This is a genomic window from Enterobacter cloacae complex sp. 394F7 (assembly GCF_057320385.1).
Window position 1 is genome coordinate 417,527 of sequence record NZ_JBXWCS010000002.1, and the last position, 15,985, is coordinate 433,511.

Consider the following 15,985-nt stretch of genomic DNA (forward strand, 5'->3'; position numbering starts at 1 on the left):
GAAACTGTTTCAATTTAGACGAGGAATGGCCTTTTTGCATCCTGGCGCGGGTAACAATTAGTGCGCCGTACCGCGCAGCTTTTCAACCAGCTTCACTGCGGCGACCACGATACTGCCCACAATAAAGCCCAGCACCAGATTAAGCAGCGTAGGCAGAATGGCCGCCACCACGGCGCCCTGCTGTGCAGCAAAATGTTCTATCGCATGGTGCAGCGGCGCAATACCGTGTACCACAATCCCACCGCCGACAAGAAACATCGCCAGCGTCCCCACCACGGAAAGACTCTTCATCAACCACGGGGCGAGCACCAGCAGGCTTTTACCGATCCCTTTAGCTACCGCGCTCGATTTCGCTTCCAGCCAGAAGCCAATATCATCGAGTTTAACGATAAGCCCTACCAGGCCGTAAACCCCCACCGTCACCAGAATGGCGATCCCGGAGAGGATCAGCACCTGATTCAGCAGCGGCGATTCAGACACGATACCCAGCGTAATGGCCACAATCTCCGCCGACAGAATAAAGTCGGTACGAACGGCGCCCTTGATTTTATCGCGTTCGAAGGTTTTTGGATCCTGCGCAGCCAGTGCTTCCAGACGCTGCTGGCGCATTTCTGGCGTGTCGTGCTTCTTCCTCGCGGCGAAGGAGTGCAGCACCTTCTCTACCCCTTCAAAGCATAAAAATGCGCCGCCAATCATCAGCAGCGGCGTAATCGCCCAGGGGATAAAGGCGCTGATCAGCAGCGCCAGCGGCACCAGAATCACCTTGTTGAGGAATGAGCCTTTCGCCACGCCCCATACTACCGGCAACTCGCGGTTAGCCCGCACCCCGCTTACCTGTTGCGCATTTAGCGATAAATCATCCCCCAGAACCCCTGCTGTTTTCTTCGCCGCCAGTTTTCCCATAACGGAAATATCGTCCAGCAAGGTGGCAATATCGTCCAGCAATGTTAATAAGCTACTTCCCGCCAAAATGACTATCCTTCTTTTTTTGCTAATTAAGTGAATAGTATGGAACAAAACCGCACACCCGGAAACAGGCACATTGCGTCAACAAAAATTTCACAGCAACTACACAATTAAAGGGCTCGCCAGCCCAGTAGTTTTGGCGTTTACTATGAGCGAACTTTTTATTTCGTCGTGAGGGACTATGCGTTTTCGGCACTTACTACCGCTCATCGGGGCGCTCTTTTCGCTGTATATCATCTGGGGGTCAACCTACTTCGTCATTCGCATTGGGGTGGAAAGCTGGCCTCCGCTGATGATGGCGGGTATCCGTTTTCTCTCGGCTGGCGTCCTGCTGATGGCCTTCCTGCTGCTGCGCGGACATAAACTTCCTCCGCTGCGCCCGATGCTGAATGCGGCGCTGATTGGCCTGCTGCTGCTGGCCGTGGGTAACGGCTTTGTCACCGTTGCTGAACATCAGAACGTGCCCTCCGGTATCGCGGCGGTGGTGGTCGCCACCGTCCCGCTGTTCACGCTCTGCTTTAGCCGTCTTTTCGGCATTCGCACCCGCAAGCTGGAATGGCTCGGGATTGGAATTGGGCTCGCCGGGATCATTCTGCTCAACAGCGGCGGCAACCTGAGCGGTAACCCGTGGGGGGCCGTGATTATCCTTATCGGATCCATGAGCTGGGCGTTTGGCTCCGTCTATGGTTCGCGTATTGAGCTGCCGTCCGGCATGATGGCGGGTGCCATTGAAATGCTTGCCGCAGGCATTGTGCTGCTGATTGCCTCCATGCTGACGGGCGAAACGCTGACAACCATGCCGGATCTGTCTGGCTTCCTCGCCGTGGGTTATCTGGCGCTGTTTGGCTCCATCATTGCCATTAATGCGTACATGTTCCTCATCCGCAACGTCTCTCCGGCGGTCGCCACCAGCTACGCCTACGTTAACCCGGTGGTGGCCGTGCTGCTGGGAACGGGACTCGGCGGTGAAACGCTGTCGCCGGTTGAATGGCTGGCGCTGGGCGTAATTGTGTTTGCCGTGGTGCTGGTCACGCTGGGGAAATACCTGCTGCCCGCTAAGCCTGAGGTGGTGCCGTGTCAGGTGGAGAAACCGTAAACGGATGAATGCCCTGAGTGTCGATCTGCGCGGTCTGACCGCCGCCGCAGATCCACTCTTCCAGCCGTTCGGTCAGATCCCGATCGTTCAGCTTCAGTCTGCCGCGTAGCGCACACTCCCACACCACCAGCACCCGCCATCCCTGTTCGACAAGCGTGGCGATATCCCGCCGATCGCGCTGGACGTTTTTGCCAATCTTCTCCAGCCAGAAATCGGTGCGCGTCGCCGGGACTTTAAACAGATAGCAGTCGTGACGGTGCCAGAAGCAGCCGTGGGTAAAGATAATGCACTCATAGGCATCAATGACGAAATCAGGACGCCCGGCAAGTGCGGCATCCTGCACCCGAAAGTCAAAGCCTGCCTCAGTCAGTAGCCCGGCGAGGCGTTTCTCAATCGCCGTATCACGCGTACCGATGGCACGCATGTTTTTACTGCGCGTCGCCTTATTGTGCACATCCGTCATTGACGGCCTCACTCTGGCGCAGGGCAACCGCCTGTTTAATGCGTGAGGACAGCAGTTTCGCCACCGCCGCAAAGGCGGGCACCACCACCGAGTTGCCAAACTGTCGGTAGGCCTGCGTATCAGAGACCGGAATGCGGAAGCTGTACCCCTGCGGCGTCTCAAACCCCATCAGCCGCGCGCACTCGCGTGGGGTTAAGCGACGAGGACGATGACGCTGGTTCTCAGGGTTATCAAAGTCTTTCTCGCCCAGCGCTTTGTCCCAGCCACGATCGATCAGGATCTCCGCACCGTCTTTGTAATAGCGCGCGGACAGGGTGCGGGTGACACAGTGCGGATCGTTCGGGTTGACCAGGCCAAAACCAAAACCGTTGCCTTTTGCCTGATGCTTTTTGGCATAGCGATAGAGGTACTTCCACAGCACCGGGGTGAGGATAAATTTCGCGTCGACGGCGGGCTCCAGAAGATCGGCGACGGACGGACGGCGCGCCGGATAGAGCGACGGGATATCCCGCAGGGTAAAATCACCTTTCAGGTTGAGATCGCGGCGGAACCCAACCAACACAATACGTTCCCGGTGCTGGGGCAGGAAGTATTTCCCGTCAATGATTTTCGGATCATCGGCACCCATATCCTGGGAGTCCGCCACGTCGTAGCCCAGCTCATCCAGCGTCTGCATAATAATGCGGAAGGTTTTGCCGCCGTCATGACTCTTTAAATTCTTGACGTTTTCCAGCACAAAAATGGCCGGACGGCGGGCATCGATAATACGGGCGACATCAAAAAACAGGGTTCCCTGAGTATCGCAGGCAAAACCGTGGGCTCGTCCGAGGGCATTTTTCTTCGATACCCCGGCAAGCGAGAATGGCTGACACGGGAAGCCCGCCAGCAGTACGTCATGCGCCGGGATGTTCTGGCGAATATGCTCTGCCGCCTCTTCATCGCTCACGCCGCTTTTATGGCTCAGCGTGACATCGCGGATATCCGCGTTGAACTGATGCGCATCCGGGTCACAATACCAGTTAGCTTTATAGGTGCGGACCGCGTGTTTGTTCCACTCACTGGTGAAGACGCACTGTCCGCCGATGGCTTCAAATCCGTGTCGAATGCCCCCGATACCGGCAAACAGATCGATAAAGCGGAAGGCATAATGGGGATGCGCGGCGGAAGGACGCGGAAGCAACGTTTGCAGATAACGGAACTCGCCGTCGCTCAGGCGATGTCCTGCCCGCTCGCTGGTGATAAGTCTCTTAATGATTGCCGGACTCCAGTGGCCCTCACCGTGCGCCACCAGCTGGTTTGCCAGGGTTTTAGCATCGTAGATATCCAGCAACTGGCGCAGCAGCGCCTGCACCGAAGCCGTTGATTTCACAGCCTGCTCTGGCGCGGGCTCACTCACAGATCGATTTTCCTGCATTCTTTTAACCGGACAATAAAGACTGGAAACAGATTACCACAGTTCATTCGTGCAAACTGCGACGAAAGCGGCTCAGTACCTGGCTATCCAGCCCCAGGCAGTCACCCTGTAGTTCGGCACTCAGTTTTGCCATAAACTGGATGAGAAAATCGGCGTTGTGGCGTGCCAGCTCGCGCCCCATTTCTGTTTGCATTGTATCAGGCAAGCGCAGCAGCTTGGTCTGAAAATGGTCGAGGGCAAACGCCCGGTCATCAAGGGTTCGCGCGTCGGCAAAGGGATCAACTGCGTCAAAAAGCGGCACGCCCAGCGCCCCCGAAACGGCAAACACCCGCGCCAGGCCAATCGCCCCTAACGCTTCAAGCCGGTCAGCGTCCTGCACAATTTTGGCTTCCAGACTCTGCGGCGCAATACTGGCGCTGAAGCTGTGCGCCTCAATGGCATGCCCCACGGCGGCATAATGCGCGGGGGGAAAGTCCGGGAAATCACGATGCAGGATCTCACGCGTTTTACGCGCCGCCAGCTGGGATGACTGGCCGCGTTCAGGATGGTTTTTCGGCAGGCTGACAATATCGTGGAAATAGCATGCGGCCAGGATCACCAGTGGCTCCACCGCCTGGTTGGCCATGATTTTTTGTGCCGTCATCCAGACACGACGAAAGTGCGAAATATCATGCGCGGTGTCGTCGGTTGTGTGGTTTTCCCCGAGCCAGCGCTCAAAACGTTGCTGCCACTGCGTAAGTTCCATCATCACGTCCTGTTGTTAAAACGGTTACAATAGCAACTTTCGCGGACGCTATCACGAGTTGTCCTGACGGGGACGGGTGTACCACGCAATCCCGCCCAGGATCAGGCCGACCGTGCCCAGCACCAGAAACCCCAGCAATGCCCCAAGCCATTTGCCGCTGGTCGATCCCAAATCCCCTTCCACTGCCGCATTCGGCAGCGACGGTATTTTACTGATCACCCAGATATACCGGGCCATCGCCCAGACAAAGTAACCGCAAAAAGCGTAAAACACCCACAGGGCCAGTTTGCCTCCCAGGCTGCGTTCGATTTTTCGTTCCATCTTTCACTCCACGGTCACTGCCGTACCGTTTGCACATGCTTACTCTAGTTTTGTGACAATTATCACATTTTGGCATTAAACCCTGTCCTGTGTGAAGGTTTCTGACGCTCAGTTTGCCTTAAGTTGATCCTGGGCAAGGTTACAGAAGAGGACGACTGGTGAGTGTTTAATTCGGAGAAATATAATTAAGGCTAATAATAGAATTTATAAAATAACCACGAAAAATACTTAACAATAATTAACCAATATATATTTCAAATTATAATTCACGAGAAAAATAAAGCGACACTTAGAAATATTTAGTAATATTTTTACCCATTTAATTACATTTATTATTGAACTTAAACCCCCTCTCCTGGAATAGTATCGACGCTGTAGTTGCGGAGCGTGATTACATATATTCATATAAATTATCTCTAAAGGGAATATATAATGAAAAGAAAAGTATTGGCCATTCTTGTACCCGCGTTATTAATGGCTGGCGCAGCAAATGCCGCTGAGATGTACAATAAAGACGGTAATAAAGTTGACCTGTACGGTAAAGTCGATGCACGTCATACCTTCTCTGACAACCCTGGCGACGATGGCGATGAAACCTATGTGCAGGTTGGCTTCAAAGGTGAAACTCAGATCACCAACGATCTGATCGGTTACGGCCAGTGGGAATATAAAACCTACGCAAATAATACTGAGTCCGCCGGTGATAAATCCTTTAACCGTCTGGCCTATGCGGGTCTGAAATATGGCGAATACGGTTCATTTGATTATGGCCGTAATTATGGTGTCGTCTATGACGTAGAAGCCTGGACCGATATGCTGCCGGTATTTGGTGGCGATTCTTACACCTGGACTGATAACTTTATGAATGGCCGTGCTAACGGTCTGGCGACCTACCGTAATACGGATTTCTTTGGTCTGGTTGAAGGTCTGAATTTTGCGCTGCAATATCAGGGCGCGAATGAAGGTCAGGACGCGACAGAAGATCAGGAAGGAACCAAAAATGGTCATGACGACGTGCGTTTCCAGAATGGCGACGGCTTCGGTATGTCTACCACCTATGATTTCGATTTCGGCCTGAGCCTGGGTGCGGCATATTCTTCCTCTGATCGTAGCAACAAACAAGAAGGTTACGGTGAGAAATACAGCGCTCGTTACGCGGGCGGTAAAACAGCAGAAGCATGGACTCTGGGTGCGAAATATGATGCTAACAACATCTATCTGGCGATGATGTATGCTGAAACTCGCAATATGACGCCATATGGTGATTATGGTATCGCGGATCAAACTCAGAACTTCGAAGCAGTAGCACAATATCAGTTCGACTTCGGTCTGCGTCCATCCCTGGCATGGGTTTACTCTAAGGGTAAAGACATGACTTACCCAGGTAACCGCAGTAATCCTCAGGGCCAGCACGGTGATGTTGATCTCGTGAATTATATCGATGTTGGCATGACCTACACTTTCAATAAAAACTTCTCCACCTATGTTGATTACAAAATCAACCTGCTGGATAACGATGATCGCTTCTACGAAGCCAATGGCATCTCCACCGATGACATCGTTGGCGTAGGCATGACCTACCAGTTCTAATCCCCCAAAACACCAAAGGCCGCAATCGCGGCCTTTTTTTATTCCTGCGCTCTCTCTTACGGCGCTTCCTGCAACGCCACCCGAATGAACCCGTTGTTCTGCGCAAGCAACTCATGCGCTTTCCATGCATCCAGCCCGGTCAGCACCATCAGCACCGCCGTTTTGCAGTTATGGTTACAGCTCTCCAGCGCGGCTTTTGCTACCGCTCGGGTGCATCCCCCCGCTTCCATCACTATCGCGATTTGCCGTTCAGCCCACTGGGTGCTGCTCGCCTCCAGATCCACGCGCAGGTTGCTGTAAACCCGCCCGGTGCGGACGGCCAGCCCGGTGGTCACCATAGAGAGGATCATTTTCTGCGCGATGGCCGCTTTGGTGTTCAGATACCCGGCAACCACATCCGGGCCCAGTTCTGGCGCAATCACCATACTTGCCAGCTGCGCCGCTTCGCTTTGCGCATTATCGGTAATCACCGCCACCGGTGAACCGAGCGACCACGCATGCCGCATGGCCTCCCAGACCCACGGCGTTTTTCCGCTTACGGTGACCGCCAGCATCATATCGTGCTCACCAAAGTTAATCGCCTGCAGGTCGGCAACGCCGCGCTCGTAGCTTGTCGCATCGTCGTCCGCCGTGATGGCAATCACCGGGGTTTTACCTGGGGCATACTCATCCGCCGCCTGTTTCGCCACACAGCCGGACGGCCCCGCGCCAACCATAACCAGACGCCCCCCGTGGCTCAGGGTCGCAGCGGCGTTATCCACCACACGGGCAATAATGGGTAAAAAAGGGGTGATTGCAGCGGAGATAAGTGCATCATCCTGGTGAATGACTTTCAGCATGTCCAGCGTGGACAATCTATCGATATTCATCGTGCTGGCGTGCCGTCTTTCCTTGACCGAACCGGTAAGCATAATGCTCATAAACAGCCTCCTTATTATGAGTACCCACACACTATAAAGTGTTTTATATGGATGACATGCGAGGAGGGTCACGAAAAGCAGAGCAAATGCATGCTTTTACACAGCTTTAAGAAAAGCGCGTCATCGGCGATAATTACCCCTTTCTTCTTCATCGCGGAGTGTTGATGAGCGATTTGCAGCCCTTTCCCCAGACGCGCAAGCGCCCCATGAAACTGAACACGCTGGTCACGTTGATGGTGTGCGCGATCATCGCCTCTGTGCTGCTGCTGGTCTTTGCGCTCTATTCAGTGCAGATCACCCGGGCGACCCGCGATGACGTCAAAGATACGGCGCTGGGTATTGCCCGAACACTGGCGAACAGCCCGGAGATCCAGCGTGGCCTGATGCAACCGCCGCAGGCCGATATCATCCAGCCCATCGCCCAGGGCGTTACAAAACGCAACGACCTGCTGCTGACCGTGGTCACCGACATGCGCGGTATTCGCTATTCGCACCCGAACGAAGCGCTGATTGGCCTGCATTTTATCGGCGACGATCTGAACCCGGCGCTGGAAGGGAAAGAGAACGTCTCCGTTAACCGGGGCGCGCTCGCGGAAGCCCTTCGCGTATTTACGCCCGTTTATGACAGCCAGCACGAGCAGATCGGCGTGGTGGTGGTCGGCATCTCGCTAAAAAAAGTGGAAGACCAGATCGCCCGCGGGCGGCTCAACGCCGTCTGGACCATTTTGTTCAGTATCTTTATGAGCTCCATGGCGATCTGGGGACTGGTTCGCGTTCTGAAACGCATCCTGTTCGGGCTGGAGCCGTATGAAATCTCCGCGCTGTTTGAACAACGTCAGGCGATGCTGCAGTCGCTGCGCGAAGGAGTGTTAGCGGTCGATATTCATGGCCGCGTGACGATGATAAACCACACCGCCAGAGAGATATTGCTCCTGCCCTCCGGCAAGCAGACCGAAAACGCCAGCGCGCCCCTGCTGGCCAGCCTGCGTGAGGTGTCAAAAACGGGCATCGCGCGTCAGGATCAGGAGATCAGCTGCAACGGACGGCTGCTGCTGTGCAACATGGTGCCGGTGAAAAGCCAGGAGCGGGTGATAGGCGCCATCACCACCTTCCGCGACAAAACCGAAATCAGCCAGCTGATGCAGCGCATCGACGGCATGGTGAATTACGTCGATGCCCTGCGCGCCCACACGCACGAGTTTATGAACAAACTGCACGTGATCCTGGGCCTGCTGCATATCAAGCGCTACGACAAACTGGAAGAGTACATCCTGCAGACCGCGCACAATTATCAGACGGACATTGGCACCATCCAGAGCAAGGTGAAATCCCCGGTGATTGCCGGGTTCCTGCTGGGTAAAATCAACCGGGCGAAAGAAGCGGGGATCACCCTCACCCTGGCGGATGAGTGCCAGATACCGGATACCGCCAACGAAGAGCAGGTCGCGGTGCTGGTTACCGTGCTCGGTAACTTGATTGAAAACGCGCTGGACGCGATGGAGGGCCAGCCGGAAGGCGAAATCACCCTGCTGCTGCACTATCAGAATGGCTGGCTCAGCTGTGAAGTCAGCGATGACGGCCCGGGAATTGATCCCGCCCAGCTGGAGACTATTTTTACTAAAGGCTTCTCAACAAAAGGTGAAAACCGGGGCGTTGGGCTGTTCCTTGCCCGCCAGCAAATTCAGAACCTGGGCGGTGATATCACCGTCGAATCTGAACCTGGCGTATTTACCCAATTTTTTGTTCACATCCCCTGGGATAGCGAGAGGAATATCGCGTGATAAATGTATTAATTGTCGATGATGACGCCATGGTAGCCGACCTCAACCGTCTGTATGTTAACCGTGTTGAAGGCTTTAGCTGCTGCGGCGTCGCCTCCACGCTGAACCAGGCCGAGGCCATTATTAACAACCCTGCCCAGCCGGTTGATCTGGTGCTGCTGGATGTCTACATGCAGCAGGATAACGGGCTGGATCTGCTGCCAGTGATCCGCGCCTCCGGTCGCCCAATCGATGTCATTATGATCTCTTCGGCTGCGGACGCCGCGACAATCCAGACCTCTATCCATTACGGCGTGGTGGATTATCTGATTAAACCGTTCCAGTTCCCGCGCTTTGAAGAGGCGCTGAACGGCTGGAAGGCAAAGCACAGCCTGATGGGCTCGCACCAGTATTATGAGCAGGCGGACGTCGACAGGCTGATCCACGGCGGGGCGCCGGAGCTGGCAGACAGCAAAAAGCTGCCAAAAGGGTTAACGCCGCAAACGCTGCGCACTATCTGCCAGTGGATTGACGCTCACCCGGAGACCGAGTTTTCCACCGATGACCTGGCCAGTGCAGTGAATATCTCGCGCGTCTCCTGCCGCAAATATCTGATCTGGCTGGCGCAAATCAATATCCTGTTCACCAGCATTCACTACGGCGCTACCGGGCGCCCGGTATATCGTTACCGTCTCCAGCCCGAGCAGACAGGCCTGCTCAAACAGTACTGTCAGTAATGCGGTAACTATTATCCAGTAAAGTAAAGCGGAAGTGGTGCGCTGACGAGAGCACCACTTCTTTTGTTTTGGTCACAAAGATCGCTTCAATATCAGGACGCGCGCGCAGCACCGCGCAGCCCTTCTCCACGCCCATGCCGTACATCAGCGTGGTCCAGATATCCCCGTCGATGGAATCGTTTGAAATGATGGTCACGCTGTCCAGTTCGTTATCCAGCGGATACCCGGTACGCGGGTCCAGGATGTGGTGATAGCGCCTGCCGTTTTGTTCAAAGTAGCGTTCATAGGTTCCCGACGTCACCACGGAGCGGTTCTCTACCGTCATCGCGCCGATCAGCTCATCACCCGCAAACGGTTTTTTAAGCCCCACGCTCCAGCCCCCCTCCGGCGAGCCCAGCGTCTGGATATTGCCCCCGAGGTTGATCAGCCCAAGTTCAGCGCCCTCTTTGCGCAGATAATCCCGCACCCTGTCGGCGATATAGCCTTTGGCGATGGCGCCCAGGTCGATCTCCATCCCTTTTTGGGTCAAAAAGACGCTACTGCTGGCCACGTCCAGCACCACATCCTCAGGACGGGTAATCGCCAGCAACGCGGCGATGTCTTCGGCGGGCGGCACGCTGTCGCCGCGAAAGCCGATTTTCCACCGTTTCACCAGCGGGCCAATCGCCAGGTTAAACGCGCTGTCCTTGAGCAGGCTCGCCGCTTTTGCGCAGCGGATCAGCTCGAACACCGGACGGCTGACGCTGACGGGGCGCTGTCCCGCCGCATGGTTGATTTCCATAACTTCAGAGTGCGCGCGGTTAACGGTAAGCAGATCTTCGTACTGTTTGATCAGGCGAAACACGCGGGATGCGAGGGCTTCGTCATGGGAAAAGAGTTTGAGGAGAATGGGCGATCCCATCAGGACGGCGGAATAACTGTAAACGCGATGGTCATCAGGCATAGCATGAGTCCTCAGATGTAGCCCCGGCAAGCACCGCGCCGCCGGGGAAAATGCCGGATAACGCTGCGCGTATCCGGCATACAACACAGGGGTCTTACTGCTTTTTCGAACGCATAGCCGCCTGATGTCCTGCAAGCGTACCAAAAATAATGATATCTGCCACCGCGTTACCGCCGATACGGTTACCGCCGTGGATCCCGCCGACCACTTCACCGGCCGCAAACGCCCCTGGCAGCACGTTGTGGTTGCTGTCCAGCACGCAGGTTTCGGTGTTGATGGTCACGCCGCCCATGGTGTGGTGCACGCCCGGCGCAATCTGAATGGCGTAGAACGGCCCTTCGTTGATAGGCGCACGCAGCGCGGTGGTACGGCCAAAATCGTCATCGTGCTGTTTTTCAACGAAACCGTTGTAGCGTTCCAGGGTCGCCAGGAAAGCGTGGTAATCCATGCCCAGCGCTTCGGCCAGGGCTTTTGGCGAGCTGGCGCTGGTCACAAAGCCTTTGGCGATATACTCATCCGCGGCTTTGTTTTTGGCACGAACGTGCTCGTCAAAGACGATATACGCGTATTTCTCCGGCAGCGCGATGATTGACGCCGAGACTTTATCGCGGGTTTCCATCTCATTGAAGAAACGGTTCCCCTGCTGGTTGACCAGAATCGCCCCGCCCCCACGAATGGATTCAGAAATCAGGTACGAGGTTTTCTGCTCAACGGTTGGGTGGATCTGGATCTCACCCATATCAACCGTACCGGCACCGATGCGTTCCAGCAGCGCGATACCGCCGCCTGTTGCCCCTTTGTGGTTGGTGGTGACAAAACCTTCCAGGTCAGGGCGGTATTTCACCACCATCTGGCTGTTGGCACTGAAACCACCGGTGGCGACAATCACGCTTTTGGTGGTCACGGTGAGGGTTTCGTTCTCTTCTGTGGTCAGACGCACGCCGGTCACTTCGCCGTTTTCGAACAGAATGTCGCTGACGGACGTATCGAGCATCACCTCAATGTTGCGTTTGTTGACGTTACGCACCAGGCCGCTGATCAGATAGCCGCCTACCGCGGAACCGTCTTTTGGACGGTGCGTACGGTCAATGCTCATCCCGCCGGTGGTGGTGATGTCATTCAGCATAATGCCGCGGGTTGCCAGCCATTCAATCGCCTGCGGCGCATTCTCCACGAAGCGGCGCAGCAGTTCCGGGTTGTTCTTGTTACCGCCCCCTTTCAGGCTCTCCTGGTAGAACAGCTCTTTGCTGTCCTGGATCCCTTTCACCCGCTGGAAGCGCGTCTCGGCGGCATTCATCCCGGCAGAGGCTTTAATGGTGTTACCGCCGATGGTTGGCATCTTCTCAACGATCAGCACGCTCGCGCCTTCATCGTGGGCCTGAATGGCTGCGGCCAGACCGGCACCGCCGCTACCAACGACCACCACATCCACGCTGCGGGTCGCGTTCGGGTCAGCGCCCTCTTCTGCGGCCAGCGCTTTGCTGGATTTGAGCATCGCTTTAGAGACGGCTTTTTTCACCGCTTCACTCTGGCTGGTCGCGCCCGTGATGGCATCCACGTGCGGGGTGTTGGCATCCAGAATACGGGTACGGATCTCTTCAAAGCTGGTGACAAACTCAACGTCTTCGCTCGGGCCAGACGCCAGCGCAATATCGGCGATGCGATCGGTTTCCAGGCTAACGTTGATTACCAGTTCGTTAACATCGTCCTGCACCTTCTCAGTGAACATGCCTGGCTTGAATTTTGATTCGCCCATGCTCATATCGCGGATCATCGCTTCCACCAGCGAGAAGCGCCACAGTGGTTCAGGAATGCTCAGCTCTTCGCGTTTGGTGCTGTCCATAAACAGCTCCAGGCTTTCACCGGCCGCGATCCGGTCAGTCCAGTCCGGGTAAGCGATGGTGGCGCGGCCCACGGCAATCAGGTCGTAACCGCTATCCAGCGCCTCGTTAACGTCAGCGGCATTTACCACGCCGCCGACACCCATCACCGGAACCTGAGCCAGGGTTTCAGAGCGCATGGCGCAATATTTTTTGATGAGCGGGGTTGGGTCCTGGGTGTCGACAATGGAAGGACGCAGGGTCGCCCCCACGGAGAAGTGCAGATAATCCACACCGCGTGCCGCCAGTTTTTCCAGCAGGTACATGGTGTCTTCAAAGCGGATGCCCGGGACTTCCAGCTCTTCAGGGGAGAAACGGTAGCCAATAATGAACGCGTCGTCCGCGTACTGACGCACCATTTTGTGCGTGATATCCAGCACCGCCAGCGGGAATTTAGCCCGGTTATCGCGGCTGCCGCCCCACTCGTCGTCGCGCTGGTTTGAGTTCGGGGAGTAGAACTGCTGAATCAGGTAAGTGTTGGCCCCGTGAATTTCAACCCCGTCGAAACCGGCCTGGATGGCACGGCGAACGGCTTCACCAAACTTGCCGATCATGCCTTCCACTTCTTCGCCGGTCAGGGCAACCGGCGTAGCAGCCCCGTCGCGCGGCGCGGCAACGGCGCTTGGGCCAACCGGCGTGCGGCCACCGATCAGTTTCGGATCGACCATACGGCCGCCGTGGTAGATCTGCAGCAGGGCTTTCGAGCCTTTGGATTTAATGGCGTCCGCGATTTTCGCCAGTCCGGCGATTTTCTCGTCGTTGTCGATACCAATCGCGCCGGGGAACGCAAGGCCGAGATCATCGATAAAGCAGCATTCAACAATAATGGTACCAATGCTGCCGGAACGGGCCCGATAGTACTCCACCAGCTCGCTGGTGACCGTGCCGTCGTAATAGCCGGTACAGGTGGTCATGGGTGCCATTAACAAACGGTTTTTCAGTTCGGTGCCATTCGGTAATGTGAAGGGGCTCAGAATACGTTCGTTAGTGCTCATAATTGAAACTCCAAACTTTAAAAATTAAGAATTCGTTATCGGATTGATTTTTTATTTCGTCGTTGTTTGCCGATGTCATGATATTAATATAATGATTTTTTTAGTTTCTAAAGTTATTACGTTAGTTAAAAAACTATTTAATCCCTGCGATAACACAAATAACACATTGGTGTTAGCGATTGTAATTTAGCCATTCACAATAATTTAAAATTCGTTAAATGACGAATGGTAAAACCATTTCTCCAAAAACCAATCAAAACCATGAAAATCAATAAGATAAAAATTATCAAAATTCGGTATTGTTACAGAAATGATAAATTGAACTCATAATATACGTAATACCCACATACGCCAGAGTGGTTATTAATAAAAGCATAAAAATAACACTGCAATTCTCTTTTTTTGATCGCGATCAATAGTTATGGCATCCAAAAGCGCAATATAAAAACATCATCAATTTTTAATTTAGCGCAAACCAAAATGCGTTAAATCGCTATTACTGAAAATACAAATCAGCACCTTTAATAACTAAAAAAAGCAAAGAAACTTAAGAAAGCAATTTTGTTTTTCAGTGCGACCGAATTTTTGACAACTTAAGACGTGAAACTATGAATACAAAAACTGCTGTAACGCCCCCTGTGGCGAACCAGGCATCAAATGGGAAAGCAAAACGACTGCTGATGATGGCATTGCCCGTCATCGTCGCCGTCCTGCTGCTGTTTGTTCCGGTACCAGAAGGACTGCCGCCTTATGCGTGGCACTACTTCGCGATCTTTGTCGGCGTTATCGTCGGCTTAATCTTCGAACCGCTGCCGGGTGCGGTGATCGGTCTCACCGGCGTGGTGGCGATTGCGCTGTGCAGCCAGTGGGTGCTGTTCAGCCCTGAACAGCTGGCCGACCCGAAATTCAAGCTGGCGGGTGCCTCCTTTAAGTGGGCCGTGAGCGGGTTTGGTAACTCGACTGTGTGGCTGATCTTCGGTGCCTTCATGTTCGCCGCTGGCTATGATAAAACCCGCTTCGGCCGCCGTCTGGCGCTGATTCTGGTGAAATATCTCGGCCGTCGCAGCCTGACGCTCGGTTACGCCATCACCTTCGCGGACCTGCTGCTGGCACCGTTTACGCCGTCCAACACCGCACGTAGCGGCGGGACCATCTACCCGATCATCGCTAACCTGCCGCCGCTGTATGGTTCAAAACCAAACGACCCCAGCGCGCGTAAAATTGGTTCGTACCTGATGTGGGTGGCGATCACCGCGGCCTGTATCACCAGTTCGATGTTCCTCTCCGCCCTTGCGCCGAACCTGCTGGCACTGGCGCTGGTGAAAAGCACGGTAGGGATTGATATCTCTTGGGGTACCTGGTTCCTCGCCTTCCTGCCGCTGGGCATCCTGCTGATTCTGACCATGCCGCTGCTGGCCTACTGGTTCTACCCGCCAGAAGTCAAAGTGAATAATGAAGTACCGCTGTGGGCAACCCGTGAGCTGGAAAAACTGGGCAAACTGTCCCGCAATGAAATTCTGCTGCTGGTGTTCGTGTGCTGTGCGCTGCTGATGTGGATCTTCGCCGCCGCGTGGATTGAACCGGCGATGGCAGCCCTGCTGATTGTGGGTCTGATGTTGTGGACAGGCGTGCTGGAGTGGAACGATATCACCGGCAATAAAGCCGCGTGGAACACCTTCGTCTGGTTCGCCACCCTGGTTGCGCTGGCGGATGGCCTCTCCTCTACCGGTTTTATCAGCTGGCTGGGTAAAGAAGGCGGCCTGTTAATGAGCGGTATCTCGCCGGGCGTTGCCACCATCGTGCTGCTGCTGGCGTTCTATCTGCTGCACTACCTGTTTGCCAGCACCACCGCGCACACCACCGCGCTGCTGCCGGCGATGCTGACCATCGCCTCCACCATTCCGGGCATGAATATGGAAGTGTTCGTCCTGCTGATGGTGACCTCGCTGGGTGTGATGGGGATCATCACCCCGTACGGTACCGGCCCAAGCCCGATTTACTACGGTAGTGGCTACCTGCCAACCAAAGACTACTGGCGCCTGGGCACTATCTTCGGTGCCATCTTCCTGGCGGCCCTGCTGCTGATTGGTTATCCGTGGATGTCCATGATGTTCTGATTCCTGACCGCCGGACTTCTCCTCCGGCGGTTTTATTT

13 protein-coding genes are annotated in these 15,985 nt (G+C 54.9%); 5 read left to right on the forward strand and 8 right to left on the reverse strand.

The features are described from left to right. Positions 1 to 57: 57 nt before the first annotated feature. Complete coding sequence (locus tag AC2FAK_RS04510) at positions 58 to 978, reverse strand: DUF808 domain-containing protein (protein WP_170942733.1); 921 nt, start codon at positions 976 to 978, stop codon at positions 58 to 60. Between the two features lie 169 nt (positions 979 to 1,147). Between AC2FAK_RS04510 and yedA the strand changes: the two genes are divergently transcribed. Further along, positions 1,148 to 2,062, forward strand: a complete 915-nt coding sequence (yedA, locus tag AC2FAK_RS04515) for a drug/metabolite exporter YedA (RefSeq protein WP_013097747.1) — start codon at positions 1,148 to 1,150, stop codon at positions 2,060 to 2,062. Here the strand turns inward: yedA and AC2FAK_RS04520 are convergent. From AC2FAK_RS04520 to drpB, 4 genes are all read right to left on the reverse strand, one after another. Further along, positions 2,022 to 2,525, reverse strand: a complete 504-nt coding sequence (locus tag AC2FAK_RS04520; protein ID WP_023619809.1) for a very short patch repair endonuclease — start codon at positions 2,523 to 2,525, stop codon at positions 2,022 to 2,024. The genes yedA and AC2FAK_RS04520 overlap by 41 nt on opposite strands. After that, positions 2,506 to 3,921 carry a DNA cytosine methyltransferase gene (locus AC2FAK_RS04525; RefSeq protein WP_095454576.1) on the reverse strand — a complete coding sequence of 472 codons (1,416 nt, stop codon included), beginning with the start codon at positions 3,919 to 3,921 and terminating at the stop codon, positions 2,506 to 2,508. The genes AC2FAK_RS04520 and AC2FAK_RS04525 overlap by 20 nt, the downstream gene beginning before the upstream one ends. A 61-nt stretch (positions 3,922 to 3,982) precedes the next feature. Next, positions 3,983 to 4,684: a phosphohydrolase gene (locus AC2FAK_RS04530; RefSeq protein ID WP_095454577.1), complete on the reverse strand. Its 702-nt coding sequence runs from the start codon at positions 4,682 to 4,684 to the stop codon at positions 3,983 to 3,985. 51 nt (positions 4,685 to 4,735) lie between these two features. Further along, positions 4,736 to 5,005 (reverse strand): cell division protein DrpB, encoded by a 270-nt coding sequence (gene drpB, locus AC2FAK_RS04535; RefSeq protein ID WP_029882559.1) that lies wholly within the window; start codon positions 5,003 to 5,005, stop codon positions 4,736 to 4,738. A 432-nt stretch (positions 5,006 to 5,437) separates the two neighbouring features. Here drpB and ompC point away from each other — a divergent pair, with 432 nt between their 5' ends. Further along, entirely contained in the window at positions 5,438 to 6,595 is a 1,158-nt protein-coding gene (ompC, locus tag AC2FAK_RS04540; protein ID WP_013097752.1) for a porin OmpC, read from the forward strand. Between the two features lie 56 nt (positions 6,596 to 6,651). Here the strand turns inward: ompC and AC2FAK_RS04545 are convergent, their stop codons facing one another. Then, positions 6,652 to 7,515, reverse strand: a complete 864-nt coding sequence (locus AC2FAK_RS04545; RefSeq protein WP_095454578.1) for an N-acetylmuramic acid 6-phosphate etherase — start codon at positions 7,513 to 7,515, stop codon at positions 6,652 to 6,654. Between the two features lie 164 nt (positions 7,516 to 7,679). On the opposite strand from AC2FAK_RS04545, the gene AC2FAK_RS04550 reads away from it, so the two are divergent. After that, positions 7,680 to 9,296: a sensor histidine kinase gene (locus AC2FAK_RS04550; RefSeq protein ID WP_013097754.1), complete on the forward strand. Its 1,617-nt coding sequence runs from the start codon at positions 7,680 to 7,682 to the stop codon at positions 9,294 to 9,296. After that, positions 9,293 to 10,012 (forward strand): two-component system response regulator DcuR, encoded by a 720-nt coding sequence (gene dcuR / locus AC2FAK_RS04555; RefSeq protein WP_013097755.1) that lies wholly within the window; start codon positions 9,293 to 9,295, stop codon positions 10,010 to 10,012. The genes AC2FAK_RS04550 and dcuR overlap by 4 nt, the downstream gene beginning before the upstream one ends. Here the strand turns inward: dcuR and AC2FAK_RS04560 are convergent. Next, positions 9,993 to 10,955 carry an FAD:protein FMN transferase gene (locus tag AC2FAK_RS04560; RefSeq protein WP_095454579.1) on the reverse strand — a complete coding sequence of 321 codons (963 nt, stop codon included), beginning with the start codon at positions 10,953 to 10,955 and terminating at the stop codon, positions 9,993 to 9,995. The genes dcuR and AC2FAK_RS04560 overlap by 20 nt on opposite strands. Positions 10,956 to 11,049: 94 nt before the next feature. Next, positions 11,050 to 13,830, reverse strand: coding sequence for a flavocytochrome c (locus AC2FAK_RS04565; protein ID WP_095454580.1), 2,781 nt, complete (start codon positions 13,828 to 13,830; stop codon positions 11,050 to 11,052). 608 nt (positions 13,831 to 14,438) lie between these two features. On the opposite strand from AC2FAK_RS04565, the gene AC2FAK_RS04570 reads away from it, so the two are divergent. After that, entirely contained in the window at positions 14,439 to 15,947 is a 1,509-nt protein-coding gene (locus AC2FAK_RS04570; protein ID WP_013097758.1) for an anion permease, read from the forward strand. Positions 15,948 to 15,985: the final 38 nt, after the last annotated feature.

What these genes read in the sequence shown, in the direction of transcription:
- AC2FAK_RS04565 (WP_095454580.1), bottom strand. Translation starts at nt 13,830, where the DNA reads ATGAGCACTAACGAACGTATTCTGAGCCCCTTCACATTACCGAATGGC.
- drpB (WP_029882559.1), bottom strand. Translation starts at nt 5,005, where the DNA reads ATGGAACGAAAAATCGAACGCAGCCTGGGAGGCAAACTGGCCCTGTGG.
- yedA (WP_013097747.1), top strand. Translation starts at nt 1,148, where the DNA reads ATGCGTTTTCGGCACTTACTACCGCTCATCGGGGCGCTCTTTTCGCTG.
- AC2FAK_RS04520 (WP_023619809.1), bottom strand. Translation starts at nt 2,525, where the DNA reads ATGACGGATGTGCACAATAAGGCGACGCGCAGTAAAAACATGCGTGCC.
- AC2FAK_RS04560 (WP_095454579.1), bottom strand. Translation starts at nt 10,955, where the DNA reads ATGCCTGATGACCATCGCGTTTACAGTTATTCCGCCGTCCTGATGGGA.
- AC2FAK_RS04545 (WP_095454578.1), bottom strand. Translation starts at nt 7,515, where the DNA reads ATGAGCATTATGCTTACCGGTTCGGTCAAGGAAAGACGGCACGCCAGC.
- ompC (WP_013097752.1), top strand. Translation starts at nt 5,438, where the DNA reads ATGAAAAGAAAAGTATTGGCCATTCTTGTACCCGCGTTATTAATGGCT.
- AC2FAK_RS04530 (WP_095454577.1), bottom strand. Translation starts at nt 4,684, where the DNA reads ATGGAACTTACGCAGTGGCAGCAACGTTTTGAGCGCTGGCTCGGGGAA.
- AC2FAK_RS04570 (WP_013097758.1), top strand. Translation starts at nt 14,439, where the DNA reads ATGAATACAAAAACTGCTGTAACGCCCCCTGTGGCGAACCAGGCATCA.
- AC2FAK_RS04550 (WP_013097754.1), top strand. Translation starts at nt 7,680, where the DNA reads ATGAGCGATTTGCAGCCCTTTCCCCAGACGCGCAAGCGCCCCATGAAA.